This window comes from Microbacterium aurum (assembly GCF_016907815.1).
Classification (GTDB): domain Bacteria; phylum Actinomycetota; class Actinomycetes; order Actinomycetales; family Microbacteriaceae; genus Microbacterium; species Microbacterium aurum.
This window is the reverse complement of record NZ_JAFBCQ010000001.1, coordinates 1,178,303-1,192,445: the sequence shown is the minus strand read 5'-3', so window position 1 is coordinate 1,192,445 and position 14,143 is coordinate 1,178,303. Positions and strand designations below refer to the sequence as shown.

Below are 14,143 nucleotides of genomic sequence, written 5' to 3'. Positions count from 1 at the left end.
AGCGAGCGAGGAACGAGCGAGACGAAACGCCCCAAACGGTCGCGGAAGGGTTGCGACGTTTCGTCTCGGTCGCTGGCGCTTTCTCGCTCAACGACCAGCGGCGGCGGCGCGGGCGACCCAGCGGGGCTCGTCGCCGTAGCGCTGCGGCGGGATGAGCCGGCCAGCGGCGCAGTCGGCGACGAGCGTCGCGAGCCGGTCGGCGCGGGTCTGCTCGCGTTTGGCCGAGAGCACCCAGTTGCCGGCCACGCGGCGGTACGACGGTGGCGCTGCTTCCCAGAACGCCTGCGCGGCGGGAACCGCGGCGATCGCCGCGAGCCCGTCGGCGCCGAGTTCACGCCGGGTCTCGTACGAATACCCCGCTACGCTCTTGTCTCTCCGCTCGAACGCCGCGGTGCCCGCCGGATGCATCCGCCCCTCGGCCAGCAGGCGCTCGACGTGCGCGATGTTGACGGCACTCCAGTTCGACGTCGGCTTGCGGGGCGTCCACCGCTGACGGCGCGCCTCGTCGTCGATCCGGTAGCTGGTGGAGTCGATCCACCCGAAGCAGAGCGCCTCGGGAACGGCGTCCTCCCACGTCAGCCCCCGGTCGGGGTGGCCCTTGCGCCGCAGCCCCATCCACAGCTCGGTGGCGGTGGCGTGGTGCTTTTCGAGCCAGGCGCGGAAGGCCGCGGCATCCGCGAAGAAGACCACCTCGACGTCGTCACCCATGCCGCTGACGGTAGCAGCGGCATCCGACATCAGCGCAGGGTCAGCCGGTTCCAGCGTCCCGGCTCGTCGAACTCGCCGTACCGCACGTCGGCACCGTCGGGACCCACCGACGCCGCGCACACGAGCAGCGACAGCGTGGGATAGCCGAACGGCCGGTTGTCGCGCACGATCGCACGGTCGTCGACCGATCCGACCGCGCTCGTGCGCTCGAGGACGTCGAGCCAGCCCTCCCACCAGTGCGCGTCATGCGGGTCGGTGTCTCCGAACGCGTCGTGCCACGCCGAGATGCGGGCGGTCGCGGGGTCGTCGACGTCGTCGTGGGCGATCATGTGGATGCCGGGCGCGAGATCGACGGTGCGCACGGTGGCGCCGTCCCACATCGTGACGCGGGCGCCGGCGGCGGTGACCTCGACGAGGTTGTAGCCGTGCGTCCGCGGGCGCTCCCCCGCGGAACCCACCGCAGAACCCGCCGTCTCGGCGAGCGCGTCGAGGACGACGTGCCCGCGCGAGCCGAGCGTCTCCTCGGGCTCGGTCACGACGTCGGCACGGTTGAGGATGACGGCGACGCGCCCGGCGGCCGGGTCGGCCGCGAGCCACGCGCCCCCCGCGCGGCGATCACGGACGCCGATGACACCGGGATGCTCGGGCCACCGCTCCCCCAGCGGGTCCCACGTGCGGGCCGGATCCTCGTCGCGCACGGCGAGCAGGCGCACCGGTTCCCCGGTCGCCGCCGGAGACTCGGGGACGTGGACGATGACGGTGCACACGGTGCTCGTGACCTCTCCGCCCGCCTCCCGGCGCGTGGGAGGATCGGACCATGTTCGTTGTCGTGGGTGTGACGGGCGGCATCGCCGCGTACAAGACGGTGCAGGTGGTGCGCACCCTCGTGACGAGCGGTCACGAGGTGCACGTCGTACCCACGGCGGATGCGCTGCGGTTCGTCGGGACGGCCACGTGGGAGGCCGTCAGCAGGAATTCTGTCACGACGAGCGTGCACGAGGACGTCGCGCAGGTGCGCCACGTGGCGCTCGGGACGTCCGCCGACCTCGTGATCGTCGCGCCGGCGACCGCGAACACCCTCGCCCGCATGGCGGCGGGCATCGCCGACGACCTGCTCGGGGTGACACTCCTCGCCACCACGGCGCCGGTCGTCGTCGCGCCCGCGATGCACACCGCGATGTGGGAGCACGCCGCGACGCAGCAGAACATCCAGACACTGCGCGGGCGCGGCGTGCACGTCGTCGGCCCCGCCGACGGTCCGCTCACCGGCGGCGACAGCGGCCCGGGACGCATGGTCGAGCCCGACGAGATCGTCGCGGCAGCGCTCGCAGTCGCCGCCGGCACCGCCGCGCACGACGACCTCGCCGGCCGACGCGTGGCCGTGTCGACGGGCGGCACGCGTGAGCCCATCGACCCGGTGCGGTTCCTCGGCAACCGCTCCAGCGGACGGCAGGGCGCCGAGCTCGCGCTGGCGGCGGCCGACCGGGGCGCCGACGTGACGCTCGTCGCGGCCCACGTGGACGACGGCGTGCTCGATGCGGCCACGCGGCATCCGCACATCACCCTCGTGCACGCGTCGACCGCCGCGGACCTCGAGGCCGCGATGACGGATGCCGCGGCCCGCGCCGATATCGTCGCGATGGTCGCCGCCGTCGCCGACTACCGGGCCGCCGAGGTCGCCGCGCACAAGCTGCGCAAAGAGGACGGTCCCCTGCAGCTCGACCTCGTGGAGAACCCCGACATCCTGGCGGGGCTCGTCGCCGCCCGCCGACCCGGCCAGACGATCGTCGGGTTCGCCGCCGAGACCGCGTCGGACGACGCCGAGCTGCTCGAGCGCGGCCGCCGCAAACGCGCCCGCAAAGGCGTCGACCTGCTGGCCGTCAACCGCGTCTCGTGGGACGAGGGCTTCGAGGCGGCCGAGAACCGCGTGCTGCTGCTCGACGCCCGAGGTGAGGTCGTGGCGGATGCCGCGGGCACCAAACGCGCCGTCGCCGATGCCGTCTGGGACGCGGTCGCCGCGGCGCGCTGACCCCGTTCGGGGAGCGCAAACGGTTCCCGAAACCCGGTTCGGGGAGCCATTTGCGCTCCCCGAAACGAGAGGACCGGCGATTACGCCTTCTGCTGGATGACCAGGAGCGGAGCGCCGTGCGTCGTCGGGCCGAGCGCGACCGGGTCGACGGTGTCGAACTGGTCGGCGTTGAGCACGATCACCGGGGTGATGAGCGGGTAGCCGGCCTTCTCGATGACGGCCCTGTCGAAACTCACGAGCGGGGTGCCGACCTCGACGCGGTCCCCGTTTCGGACCTTGACGTCGAAGCCTTCGCCCTTGAGGTTCACCGTGTCGATGCCGACGTGGATGAGGACCTCGGCGCCGTTGTCCAGCTGCAGCCCGAACGCGTGCCCGGTCGGCTGAGCGGCCGCGACGACACCGGCGCCCGGCGAGTAGACGGTGTCGCCCGTCGGCTCGATCGCGACGCCCGGGCCCATCACTCCGCCGGCGAACACCGGATCGGGCACCGTGTCGAGGGGGACGACGGTGCCGTCCAGCGGCGAGGCCACCTGTAGGAGCGCGCCGACCCCGGCATCCGGTTCGGCGACGGCGGTGGCCGTCGCGGCGGCGGGCGCCACGGCGGCGCCTTCACCCGCGACTCCGGCGAGCTCCTGCCCTCCGGCGACGGCGGGGATCGTGTCGCGGGCGGCTCCCGTGGTGGCCGCGCCGGCGCCCGCGGTCGCCGCGGCGGGCGCGGCGGCATCCGCCGGATCCTTGTAGCCCGAGAAGATGATGAGCAGCATCGCGACGATGAACGCGCCGGCGACCGCGATGATGTACAGCCCGATCGGGTCGAACGCGGGGATCGTGAGCAGCGACGTGAAGACGAACGCCTGCGTCGTGATGCCGTTCGGAAGGCCCAGGATCAGCGAACCGATGCCGATGATGAGGCCACCGGTGAGGCAGCCGACCAGCATCCTCGGATAGATGCGCTTGTACCGCAGATGGATGCCGTAGAGGGACGGTTCCGAAATGCCGCCGAGCAGGCCCGCGGCGAGCGCGCCCGTCGCGGTCTGCTTCATATCCTTGTCCTTCTCGCGCCAGGCGAGGAAGAGCACACCGGCGGTCGCGCCGAAGCACGCGAAGTTCCAGGCGCCCATCGGGCCCTGGATGAAGTCGTAGCCGAGCGTCTGGATGTTCAGCAGCATGATCGCGTTGATCGGCCAGTGCAGGCCCAGCGGCACCATGAACGGGTAGGCCAGCGGGATGATGATCGCGAAGATGAACGGCGAGAACGTGTTGATCGCGGCGAGGGCGCTGGCAAGACCCGCGCCGACGTAGACGCCGATGGGGCCGATGAGGAACGCCGTCAGCGGGATCATGATGAGCATCGCGAGGAACGGCACGAAGATCAGCTGCAGGTTGTCGGGGATGAGCTTCTTGAGCCCCTTGTACAGCGGGCCGAGGACGGCCGCCATGAGCAGCGGTGGGAACACCTGCGACGAGTAGTCGGCGATCGGCATGGGAAGGCCCCACACCTGCACGATCGCGACCTGCGCCTGCTCGAAGCCGAACAGCGCCGTCTTGTCGACCCCGGCGGCGAGACCGGTGAACCCGGGCAGCATGAGCACGGCCATGATCGCGAAGCCCACCCAGGGGTCGGCGCCGATCTTGGCGGAGGCGTTGTAGGCGACCATGAGCGGCAGGAAGACGAACACGCACTGCCACATCAGGTTCACGAACGCCCACGACGGCGGCAGGGTGACACCCGGAGCGTTCCACGCCGGAATCACCTCGAGGGTCGCCATGAGCGCCATGAAGGTGATGAACAGGGATGCGCCGAGCAGCGCACCGAGGATCGGGCGAAACGAGTCGGAGAGGAACTCGAAGAGACTGTCGAGCCATGCGTTCGTGCCTCGCGGACCCTTCGCGCGCTCGCGGGCCTTGATGTCGGCATCCGACTCGCCGTCGCGACCGCCCGCCGCAGCACCGGCGGCGCCGGCCATCTCGGGCAGCGCCATGATCTCGTTGTAGACGTTCTGCACGCCGCCGCCGATGACCACCTGGAAGCGGTCGCCGGCCTGCGGCACCGCGCCGAGCACGCCGGGCACGGCTTCGGCGGCCTCTTTGCTGGCCTTGTCGCCGTCGTGGAGCTGGAATCGCAGTCGCGTCGCGCAGTGCGTGAGACTCGCGATGTTGCCGGGTCCGCCGACCGCGTCGACGATGTCGGATGCGGAATTCGATGCCATGGTTCTGCCCCTCCGGAGTGAACGGATGCCGCCTGGGAACCGCCTGTGTTCACGACTCTATACCGGCGTGATGACGCGTCGATAGGCCCTCCATCGCGAGGGCGGATACCGGGTGATCGCGGGTGCGCAGGCTCGTCGCCCACGGCGGCGCGTTCAGGTTCTGTCCAGGTTCTGCGCCGGGGACGTCCAGAAACTGTTGTGAAGCTGTGACCTTCGTGTCCACCCGAGGACGCGCACTGCCGGCCTTCCGTGCTGCTGCGGTGCTGATTCACCCGGAAGTACATCTCTTATGCCCCGTCTCGCACTTCGCTCCGTCACGCCTGCGCTCGTCTGCCTCGGTCTCGTCGCCGGAATTGCCACGACCACCTCGGGGGCCCTCCCCTCCTTCGCCGCCGACGCGGCGCCGGCCGCCCAGCGGGACTCCGCCGCGGCCCAGACGGTGTCGGCACCGCTCAGCGTGATCACCGCGGACGGCCAGACGGCACTGGTGAAGGCGCAGGCGGCGATCGCCGGCGCGAGCAAGGTGTCGATGGACATCACGGCATCCGGTCTCGATGTCGGCACCTCCGACATCGTCGTGGACACCTCCGATCTCAGCGACCTGGTCGACAAGCTCGAGGCGCTGGATGTGACACCGACCCTCATGATTCCCGCGCTGACCGCCGATGCCGTCGCGGAGACCGCCGCGGTGCGCGGCGAGACCGCGGGACTGCGTGCAGCCCTCGACGAGGCGAAGCAGCGCAAGGCCGAGGAGGAGGCCGCCGCGAAGGCTGCCGCCGAAGCCGCCGCCGCTCAGGCCGCCGCCGAGGCTGCCGCTGCTGCGGCCGCCGCTCAGGCGCAGGCCGAGGCCGAGGCGGCCGCCGAGGCGGCCGCCGCTGCGAAGAAGGCGTCGGCCGCGGCATCCGCGCCGGCGGTCAACATCAACGTCGACCCGGGCTCGGCCCAGGGCATCGCGCAGTCGATGATGGCGGCGAACTACGGCTGGGGCGACGACCAGTTCGCGTGCCTCGTGTCGCTGTGGGACAAGGAGTCGGGCTGGCGCGTGAACGCGGCGAACCCGAGCGGCGCCTACGGCATCCCTCAGGCGCTCCCCGGCAGCAAGATGGCGTCCGCCGGCGCCGACTGGCAGACGAACCCCGCGACACAGATCGCGTGGGGCCTCGGCTACATCTCCGACCGCTATGGCACGCCGTGCGGCGCGTGGGGCCACTCGCAGTCCACCGGCTGGTACTGACCCTCCGCGCGCGCGTCCGCCGCGCCGGCTACCAGCGCACGGACGCGACGTTCACCATCGTCCTCGACGACACGCATCAGGATGCCGCGGTCGGCGCGATCGAGAACGCACCGGTCAGCGTCACCCCGACGCCCACCTCGACCCCGACTCCGACTCCGGTCGCGCCGGTCGGCCCGGGGACGGCAGGGACCGGCGGCACCCTCGCGGTGACGGGCGGCACGGCGCCCTCCTGCTGGGATGGGTGGGCCTTACGCTCGCCGGGCTCGGCATCGCGACCGTCCTCGTCCGACGCCGCGTGGCGGAGTCGCACCCGCGACGCTGACCCGGGGCGACCCCGCGCATGAACTCCCGCCCGGCCCTCGGCCGGGCGGGAGTTCGGCGTCAGCCCGGCGATGCGCCAACATGAACAGCATGACTGTCGTCGCTCGCCTGGTGTCGGCCGCTGCCTTATCGGTGATGCTTGTCACGGTTGCCGGCTGTGCGCCGTCTCCTGGCATCGGATCCGTTCACCCCGGCATCCCGGACGGCGTCACGCTCGACCCGCTGGATTGGACGCCCACGGCCGCGTGGATCGAGCGTGGCGAGTCGTTCGCAATCGTGACCATGGGCAGTTCGAGTTGCCCGGTCGTGGCGAGCAGTATCGACGCCGCCGAGGACGACCGCGTCTCCGTGACGTTCGGGCCCTCCCCCAACGACCCCTGCTCGGCAGACATGGCGCCGACCACCCACGAATTCGATCTGCCCGCCGGCGTCACGAGCGACACGATCACCGTCGAGATCCGCTTCGAAGAGTGGCCTGACGTGTACACGGTCACGCTGGACTGAGCTCCCGCACGCCGCCGCACGACCCAGACATCGACCTCCCGACGAGCGTGCGTGGTGGGGCGGGATGTGGGCCGACCGCATGGTCGATTCCGCCATCGCCCATCAGATCATCGACAGCGGCCTCGCCACGAGCGCCGACCTGCAGTCCATCAGTGAGGGATGGCGCGCGTGGGCCGCAGATGACGACGGCTGGTTCTCCGTCCTTCACGGGGAGTTGCTGTACCGCGTCGCCTGACGCGTCGGGCCGACTGCGTCAGCGGCTCCGCTACGTCAGCTGCGGAAGAACGCGTTGGCGCGCTCCGAGAACAGCAGCGCGAGACCGATCACCGGCAGGATCGCCCCGCCGATGCCCTGCCAGATCTGGCCCTGGAACAGCAGCGCGACAGCGCCGAGAAGGTTCAGGACGAAGAGGATCGCCGTCAGAACGCGCGCCCAGTTGCGTCCGCCGAACAGGCCGAGGCTCACGAGGATCGTGATGATGCCGAACACGATGAGGAACGGCCCGGCCCAGATCGACGTGCCGCCGGGAAGGATCGAGAAGATCCCGACGAGGATGTCCCACGCGCCGTTGATCCACGCGATGATCGCGACGAGGGTCACCCCGAAAGGTCGAGTGCCAGCCATCTGCCGTACCTCCTGACTCCGATGCCCCGCGAAGGCCCGCGCGGCTGTGTTCATCTTGGCATCCTCGCCAGCGCGATGCCTGTCAGACGTGTCTGACATCGGGGTATGATCGCGGCATGGCAACCATCACCGCGAGAGACGCTTCCCGAGGGTTCTCCGCGTTGCTCGATCGGATCGAACGCGACGGCGAGGAGTTCACGATCGTCCGCGATGGCCGCGTCGTCGCGCGGATCATGCCTGCTGCCGCCCGAACCGTCGGGAGTTTTCTCCAGCGGCGCGCCGGACACCTGGCTCTCGATGACGACTTCGCCGCCGATGCGGAGAGTGCCCGCGACATACTCACCCCGGACAACGGGGACCCGTGGCGCGACTGATCCTCGACACGAACGCCCTCATCCAGCTCGATCGGCACGGGACCGGCGTCTGGCAGATCGCTGAGTCCGACGACCTCGCGATCGCAGCGATCACCCTCGCCGAACTCCGTCACGGCGTGCTCGCCTCGGATGAGCGCCGCCGGTCAGCGCGCGAATTATTCGTCGACGACGTCGAGGAGGCGATCGAGGTGCTCTCCTACACGACGTCGACCGCCGAGGAGCACGCCGTGCTGCTCGATCACGTGAGGCAGCGCGGGCGCCCACGGGGCGCGCATGACCTCATCATCGCCGCACACGCCCGGCAGTCGGGCCGCCTACTCATCTCCCGGGATGCCAGAGCACGTTTCAGAGATCTGCCCGGCGTCGAGATTCGCGCGTGACGCGCGGCCGAGGCGCTGGGATCACTGTGCGACGCGGTCGGTGAACGAGACCGGCTTGCCGGCCGCTCGCGCGTAGGCGATCTCCCTGCTCGTCGACTCACCGATGTAGCCGCCAGGGTTGACCACGAGAATGCGATCAGCCAGATCGATCTTCGACAGGTGCAGTGCGTCGAGCGCCGCTTTCTGCTCTTCCGACACAACTCCGCCCACCTCGCCTGGCGCGAGGGCGATGATGCCGCCGAGTGTCAACGTGCGATTCTCCGCGCGCATCTCATCGACGAACCGGGCGGAGCCGCAGATGCAGACGATTTCAGGTCGATCGATCACGCTCCACCTTATCCGCACCGACGTATTCGTCACGGTTGCACTACTGGTCTGAAATATCGGCGGCACACGTGCATTCGGCGAAAGCGTGCTCCATTCGGCCTCAATGCGCCCCAATATCCTGATGTCCAGTCAAAGGCTTCAGCATCATCGGGCTCGATGCGAGCAAGGGGCTTCACGTCGACAAGCGCAGCCGATCCGTCGCGGAACCGTACGAAGAAGTCGGGCACAAAGCTGCGCGCAGTTCCTGTCCAGTAGATCCCCATCGGCTGCGATGAGATCGCTGCGACCCGCGGGTCGCGGTCAAGCTGCCTGAGCGCGACACGCTCGTAGAGCGACGCGAACCAGACATGCCTCCGGTCGTCGCCGCTCAGTACTGGCCCGTGTCGTTTTTCTTGTGCTTCCATGACTTCGGAGTCCGAACCCGGTCGACGGTCTCGAACGCGACCTCGACCACGTCGGTCAATTCACGGCGGTGATCCACGCGCGCGTGCGGCGCGTTCGTCTAGGTGGTTGGCTCCCAGTGCTTCAACGTCATCTGCTCTCTGATCTCGACGAGATGTTTAGTTGGAGAGTTCCTGACGCCGCAAGAGCTCGACCGCCACGCACAGTGTTGCCGCCAGGGCATGCCCGAGCGTGCGTTGTAACGAATATATTCGTTACATGAAGCTAGCTGCCCGGAGTGACGAGTCGCTGCAGGCGCTCGCTTTTCAGGTTCGGCAGGAACAACTCCGTCGACGCGGCCGCACGCACATGTGCAGCGTCTGTGGGAGAGAATTCGTCGCGCGCGCGGGGGCGCGGACGTGCTCAACGACCTGTCGAGTCCGGGCCCAGCGCGCGCGGGTCCGCGCAAGTCGGAAGGAGCATGGAGTGATCGGCATCGGATATGAGGGCCTCAGCGTCGACCAGTTGGTCGCACGCCTGCAGGCTGATGGCGTTGAAGTGCTCGTAGATGTCAGGATGACGCCCTTGTCTCGCAAGCCGGGCTTCTCCAAGCGCGCCCTCTCGGAGGCGCTGTCGGCGGCGGGAATTCGCTACCTTCACGACCGCAGGCTCGGCAACCCGAAGGACAACCGAGCGGCTTATGCCGACGCTTCGTCAGATGCCGGCGCAACGGCACGGGCGCGCTACCGCGAGATCATCAGCAGCGGCGACGGCGCCGCCGCTGTTCGCGACTTGGCGGCTCTCGCTGAGGAGCGTGCCGTAGCCGTGCTGTGCTTCGAAGCCGACCAGGCTCACTGTCACCGCGAGCAGGTCATCGCCGCCGTGGCGGGCTCAGCCGTCCTGGTCTAGATCGAACAAGCCCACGCTGGTTCCGATGCCCTCCGGCGGGTAGTAGACCCCGAGCACGCTGAAGCTGTGGCGTTTGCGCGCATCCTCAAAGTTGCCCATGAAGAACGATGTCTGTCGACCCGGCCCGAACATCTGTGTGAGGAACTTCCGCTCGATCGGCGCGATCGCATCCGTGTCGCTCTCGCGGCGCAGTCGCCCCTGCAGGGCTGTCAGCTCCCAGTCCAGAATCTGACCCACGTGCCCTGGGCATCCGTCGGCGGTGCAGTGGTACTCGTAGCGGGCGATGAACCTCGGCGCCTTCAGCTCCGGCGGGGTCTTCGTCGTATCCCCGAACAGCGACAGCGGTGCAAGGTTGGCTGCGGCAGCGATGCGAGCCTTCTGGGCATCGCTCCACTCGCCGAACGGCTCGACCCTCAACCGCTCGACCGCTTTGACCGTCACCATCCCGAGCGAGGGCGCATCGTGGTGCTCAGCGGCCGCGGCGCTGAGCGCGCACGTTGAAGTGCGCGCGACCCGCTCCATGAAGGGCTGACGCTCCTTCCAGTCATCGAGGTGTTTGACGATCCTGATGCTGTCGATGTCGGGACGGTAACTCTCCGGCCTGCTGTCTTTGGTCTCGCGCCGCACCTCGACGTCGATGAGGTCGAACTTCTTGAACTGCTGCTCCACGCCCATCCACCGGAACGCAAGCGGGTAGAGACGCACCCACTCTGCGCGCCCACCATCGACACGAATGCCGGCGACGCACACCGTGTCGCCATACCTCGCTGACGGCTGGGGCGATGCCTTCACGGTGATGAGCACCCGCGCCGTCTCGGACATGACCTGCATGACGCTCACCGTAGGGGTGGCGTCCGACATCCGAACGACAAATCGGTTGACAGAAACTACAGGTCATCCCACGACCCCACAGAATCGATCGCAGAAACGTCAGATGGCTTGCCATCGGACTATTCCTGGGCGCGAGCTATGCGGCGTGTCGGATATCACGACAGTTGTCCGGTGGCAGGGTAGCTGACCTGGGGTTTTCTCGTTTGATCTGAACGACGGAGGGGCGTGCCTATCTCACACGACTTGAGATGGATCGCAGCGCACACCTGTCACCGTCGACGCAGCCGACGTCGGAAGGCGAGCTCACCGAGCGCTACGCAGGGCGACGAGCAAACAACGAAAGCTCGCATCATCGGGAAGAGTGTGTGCGGCGAGGAGGCGTCCGTCGCTGATCCCGTAGAGGGGCAGGTCTGCTACGACTCGGTGCCCTCGGTAGACGGCTCGTGGTTACGGCGTCAGTCGGTGGGTCGGCGCACGAGCCCCCGCGGCGGCCGGGCTGCGATGAGCGCGACAGCGAGGGCGGGGATGACGACGGCGAGCACGATGCCCGCCTGCACGCCCCAGAGGGGAATGGTGTCGAGCCAAGCACCGCCGGACTGCGCGCGCCGATTCCATTCGATCTGGAGGGTACCGAGGGCGATGCCGGTGATGATCCCGAGTGGTATGCCCGTGAGCAGCACCACTCCGGCCTGCACGAGGCCGTACTGGCGGAGGAAGCCGTTGGTGGCGCCGACGGCGTGCATGGTTGCGGCGTCCCTGGCGCCCTGTGACCGGGCGAGGGTGAGGGTGATCGCAGTCGCGAGGGTCGCGAGGAGCGTGAGGGCGAGGATCGGGAGCAGCGCGTCGTCGCGTCCCCACGGGCGCGGGTTCTGTGCTTCGCCGATCCAGACCAGCGAGGTGCGCTCGTCGAGTAGGGAGCGGGCGGCGGCGATCTCGCTCAAGGTGAGTGGCCGGGAGGTGGTGACGTACTCACCGACGTACTCGAAGGAGTCGATGCCGAGCGCCTGAGCAGCGTCGGCCGAGATCGTGAGCGGGGGCGCGAAGCCGCGCAAGAAGACGGCGTCCAAGGACACAATCCGATCCGCGTCCGCTTCGGTAGGTGCACGCTCGGTGCTGACGGCGATGCGGGCGGTACCGTCAGCACCGATCCGAGCGGCGTTGTTGACAACGACGCCGCCGGCGTCGAGCACTGCCGCGGCCTCCTCAGAGCCGGACAGCCCGGATGCGCGCAGTGCATCGCCGTCGAGGACGTACACATCGGTGCCGCCCCACCATGCCACGGACAGTCCGGGAACGTAGGCACGTTCGTAGGGCACGCACGTCACGGAGGTGCCGGGCCTGGTTGCGGAAGCGGTGTCGGGTTCCTCACCGTCGGGGCACTGCGCGCCCTCGGCGGGCAGGAGGCCGAGATGGAGTCTGCCGTCGCTGTCGGTGGTGCGGATTGCGACGTTGCCGGTGACGGGTAGCTCGTCGGCGAGCGTGTCAATCGCGTCGGCGAGCACGAGGCGATCGAACCCTTCGCTGACGGGTACCTGGACGCCGAGGACGAGGTGGCCAGCGGCGACCATCTCACCGGTCTGGTCTCGCTGGTTCGCAACCGACGAGCCCGTCGTGACGGTGAGGAAGGATGCTGCGGCCACCGCGACGAGCACGGCGCTGGCGGCGGGCAGGAACCGCGAGCGGTGGTCAGCGGCATCGCGTACGGCGAGACGCCAGACGGCGGGCAGGCGGCCAGCGGCTCGTGAGGCAAGGCTGAGGAGTGCACGGACGGTGACCAGCAGGCCCGCGACCGCGAGCAACAGGCACAGCACCAGCATCGCGAGCGGTAGCGCCGAGGAGACGGGCACCGTGCCCGACGCAACGTACCCGCCGCTGGGGGCGGCGCCGGTCAGTGCCGCTGCCCCGGCGACGGCCGCAGCGATGAGCAGCACCAGCCCTGCCACCGCAGTGATGACGCGCCGGCTTTGTCGACGCGACTGCGCAGGGAGGTCCTTGAGAGCGTCGACCACCGGAAGCCGCGCAGCGCGGCGCGCTGGCCCGAGCGTTGCGACGATGCCGACGACTACGGCGACGAAGATGGCGGCGACGGCGACCTTCCAGGGGAAGCGGCCGGTCGGATCGGCGACCTCGGGACCGACCCCGAGCACTGTGACTGCGGTGACGGCTGCTGCGGCGCCGAGTGCGACGCCGAGCAGCCCCCCGGCGAGACCGATACCCAGGCCCTGCGCCGTGAGCGTTCGCCGCAGGTCGGCGGGGGCCGCTCCTGCCGCTGCGGCCATGCCGAGCGTGCGGCGAGACTGCTCGGCCGACACGGCGAACGCGGGAGTGACCAACAGCAGTGCGAGGGCCGCTCCGAGGATGCCTGTCAGCAGTGTCGTTGCGGCCTGGGTGACTGCCGTGGCCGTGTCTACTTCCACGGGGTAGAGCTCGTCGGCGCTCGGGTAGTTCTCGAGCACATTCCGCGACACGGCGAAGGCCTGCAGTTCATTTAGGTGCTGAGCGATGTCCCAGGTCACTGGTTCGTCGCCGACGACGAGCCAGTGTCCGTCGACCCCGGCCGGGTCGGCCTTGGCCATCGCGGAGATCCATCCGTCGATTGCCCAGCCCCGTAGCGCGGTGTCGTCGACGAGGCCCGAGACACGGTAGGCGCGCTGCGAGTCCTGGATCACTTCGCCGATGCGACCGCCGGTGCTATACCAGCCGTTAAACGGGGGTGCGACCCAGGTCAGAGTGTCGCCCACGCCGATGCCGAGGCGCGCGCCGAGCGCAGTCGTGATGACGACCTCCGTCGCGTCCGCCGGGGCAGCCCCCGCCGACAGGGAGGGGAGTAAGAACGGCAAGGCCTCTTGCTCCGCCTCTTGCAGGACGGCGGAAGTGACCTCGGCGAGGGCGACGCCCTCCACTCCAGCGCCAGCCTCGGATTGATCACCCGGCGCAACGTTCAGTCCGGTCGTGACGAGCAACGTTGGTGAGTTCCAGAACGCCAGCAGCCGATCTTCTTCCGGGAGCAGCGCCGCCAGCTCGTCGTGCGACGCGGGCACCTGCTCAAGGTCATCGATCCATGTCCCCGGGGCACCTTCGGGAAGTTGCGGGAAGACCGATCCGTCGCGCGTGATTGCCGTCGCCGTAACCACGGCCTGCACGCCATCCGGGATATCTTCCAGTGCCCTATCACGGCTGGGCGGCCCCGATTGCGTCAGTGCTGTTCCTGCGACCAGCGCGGTCACCGGCAGGGCGACGACGAGCGTGGCTAGCACTGTGCGCACCCAGTGTCGGCGCGCATCCCGTGTGGCCAGTCGCAACGCAGCCGG

General features: G+C 69.2%; 15 protein-coding genes. 7 read left to right on the top strand and 8 right to left on the bottom strand.

All coding sequences use genetic code 11. From position 1 onward, the window contains the following. Positions 1 to 87: 87 nt before the first annotated feature. Both JOD60_RS05980 and JOD60_RS05975 read right to left on the bottom strand, forming a co-directional pair. Positions 88 to 738, bottom strand: a complete 651-nt coding sequence (locus JOD60_RS05980) for a YdeI/OmpD-associated family protein (RefSeq protein ID WP_232321709.1) — start codon at positions 736 to 738, stop codon at positions 88 to 90. Beyond that, positions 738 to 1,475 (bottom strand): NRDE family protein, encoded by a 738-nt coding sequence (locus tag JOD60_RS05975; protein WP_076689444.1) that lies wholly within the window; start codon positions 1,473 to 1,475, stop codon positions 738 to 740. Before JOD60_RS05975 ends, JOD60_RS05980 begins: the two co-directional genes overlap by 1 nt. Positions 1,476 to 1,525: 50 nt before the next feature. Between JOD60_RS05975 and coaBC the strand changes: the two genes are divergently transcribed. Next, entirely contained in the window at positions 1,526 to 2,737 is a 1,212-nt protein-coding gene (gene coaBC / locus JOD60_RS05970) for a bifunctional phosphopantothenoylcysteine decarboxylase/phosphopantothenate--cysteine ligase CoaBC (RefSeq protein WP_076689442.1), read from the top strand. Between the two features lie 80 nt (positions 2,738 to 2,817). On the opposite strand, the gene JOD60_RS05965 is transcribed toward coaBC, so the two are convergent. Beyond that, the gene (locus JOD60_RS05965; protein ID WP_076689439.1) at positions 2,818 to 4,947 is read right to left on the bottom strand and encodes a glucose PTS transporter subunit IIA; all 2,130 of its coding nucleotides are present in this window, start codon (positions 4,945 to 4,947) and stop codon (positions 2,818 to 2,820) included. Positions 4,948 to 5,236: 289 nt separating this feature from the next. Between JOD60_RS05965 and JOD60_RS05960 the strand changes: the two genes are divergently transcribed. Beyond that, entirely contained in the window at positions 5,237 to 6,181 is a 945-nt protein-coding gene (locus JOD60_RS05960; protein ID WP_076689437.1) for an aggregation-promoting factor C-terminal-like domain-containing protein, read from the top strand. Between the two features lie 76 nt (positions 6,182 to 6,257). On the opposite strand, the gene JOD60_RS05955 is transcribed toward JOD60_RS05960, so the two are convergent. After that, positions 6,258 to 6,491 (bottom strand): hypothetical protein, encoded by a 234-nt coding sequence (locus JOD60_RS05955; RefSeq protein WP_076689434.1) that lies wholly within the window; start codon positions 6,489 to 6,491, stop codon positions 6,258 to 6,260. A 101-nt stretch (positions 6,492 to 6,592) separates the two neighbouring features. Between JOD60_RS05955 and JOD60_RS05950 the strand changes: the two genes are divergently transcribed. Beyond that, positions 6,593 to 7,006: a hypothetical protein gene (locus JOD60_RS05950; protein ID WP_157127876.1), complete on the top strand. Its 414-nt coding sequence runs from the start codon at positions 6,593 to 6,595 to the stop codon at positions 7,004 to 7,006. Between the two features lie 79 nt (positions 7,007 to 7,085). Then, a complete protein-coding gene (locus tag JOD60_RS05945) occupies positions 7,086 to 7,241 on the top strand; it encodes a hypothetical protein (protein ID WP_157127875.1) in 156 nt (51 codons plus the stop codon). Positions 7,242 to 7,276: 35 nt separating this feature from the next. Here the strand turns inward: JOD60_RS05945 and JOD60_RS05940 are convergent, their stop codons facing one another. Then, positions 7,277 to 7,630, bottom strand: a complete 354-nt coding sequence (locus tag JOD60_RS05940) for a hypothetical protein (RefSeq protein ID WP_076692077.1) — start codon at positions 7,628 to 7,630, stop codon at positions 7,277 to 7,279. Positions 7,631 to 7,746: 116 nt separating this feature from the next. Between JOD60_RS05940 and JOD60_RS05935 the strand changes: the two genes are divergently transcribed. Beyond that, complete coding sequence (locus JOD60_RS05935) at positions 7,747 to 8,004, top strand: type II toxin-antitoxin system Phd/YefM family antitoxin (RefSeq protein WP_076689429.1); 258 nt, start codon at positions 7,747 to 7,749, stop codon at positions 8,002 to 8,004. Further along, positions 7,992 to 8,384: a type II toxin-antitoxin system VapC family toxin gene (locus JOD60_RS05930; protein WP_076689427.1), complete on the top strand. Its 393-nt coding sequence runs from the start codon at positions 7,992 to 7,994 to the stop codon at positions 8,382 to 8,384. The genes JOD60_RS05935 and JOD60_RS05930 overlap by 13 nt, the downstream gene beginning before the upstream one ends. A 21-nt stretch (positions 8,385 to 8,405) precedes the next feature. On the opposite strand, the gene JOD60_RS05925 is transcribed toward JOD60_RS05930, so the two are convergent. Next, positions 8,406 to 8,825, bottom strand: a complete 420-nt coding sequence (locus JOD60_RS05925) for a hypothetical protein (protein ID WP_372430791.1) — start codon at positions 8,823 to 8,825, stop codon at positions 8,406 to 8,408. Positions 8,826 to 9,578: 753 nt separating this feature from the next. On the opposite strand from JOD60_RS05925, the gene JOD60_RS17020 reads away from it, so the two are divergent. Further along, entirely contained in the window at positions 9,579 to 10,001 is a 423-nt protein-coding gene (locus JOD60_RS17020) for a DUF488 domain-containing protein (RefSeq protein WP_076689425.1), read from the top strand. Here the strand turns inward: JOD60_RS17020 and JOD60_RS05915 are convergent. Continuing rightward, positions 9,984 to 10,832, bottom strand: a complete 849-nt coding sequence (locus tag JOD60_RS05915) for a DUF8757 domain-containing protein (protein WP_084201917.1) — start codon at positions 10,830 to 10,832, stop codon at positions 9,984 to 9,986. The two genes, JOD60_RS17020 and JOD60_RS05915, sit on opposite strands and share 18 nt — an antisense overlap. A 455-nt stretch (positions 10,833 to 11,287) precedes the next feature. Continuing rightward, entirely contained in the window at positions 11,288 to 14,098 is a 2,811-nt protein-coding gene (locus tag JOD60_RS05910) for an FtsX-like permease family protein (protein ID WP_204981588.1), read from the bottom strand. Positions 14,099 to 14,143: the final 45 nt, after the last annotated feature.

Bases quoted from the DNA above. Each gene is read 5' to 3' on its own strand.
- JOD60_RS05950 (WP_157127876.1), top strand. From the start codon at position 6,593: ATGACTGTCGTCGCTCGCCTGGTGTCGGCCGCTGCCTTATCGGTGATG.
- JOD60_RS05935 (WP_076689429.1), top strand. From the start codon at position 7,747: ATGGCAACCATCACCGCGAGAGACGCTTCCCGAGGGTTCTCCGCGTTG.
- JOD60_RS05940 (WP_076692077.1), bottom strand. From the start codon at position 7,630: ATGGCTGGCACTCGACCTTTCGGGGTGACCCTCGTCGCGATCATCGCG.
- JOD60_RS05960 (WP_076689437.1), top strand. From the start codon at position 5,237: ATGCCCCGTCTCGCACTTCGCTCCGTCACGCCTGCGCTCGTCTGCCTC.
- coaBC (WP_076689442.1), top strand. From the start codon at position 1,526: ATGTTCGTTGTCGTGGGTGTGACGGGCGGCATCGCCGCGTACAAGACG.
- JOD60_RS05945 (WP_157127875.1), top strand. From the start codon at position 7,086: ATGGTCGATTCCGCCATCGCCCATCAGATCATCGACAGCGGCCTCGCC.
- JOD60_RS05915 (WP_084201917.1), bottom strand. From the start codon at position 10,832: ATGCAGGTCATGTCCGAGACGGCGCGGGTGCTCATCACCGTGAAGGCA.
- JOD60_RS05965 (WP_076689439.1), bottom strand. From the start codon at position 4,947: ATGGCATCGAATTCCGCATCCGACATCGTCGACGCGGTCGGCGGACCC.
- JOD60_RS05980 (WP_232321709.1), bottom strand. From the start codon at position 738: ATGTCGGATGCCGCTGCTACCGTCAGCGGCATGGGTGACGACGTCGAG.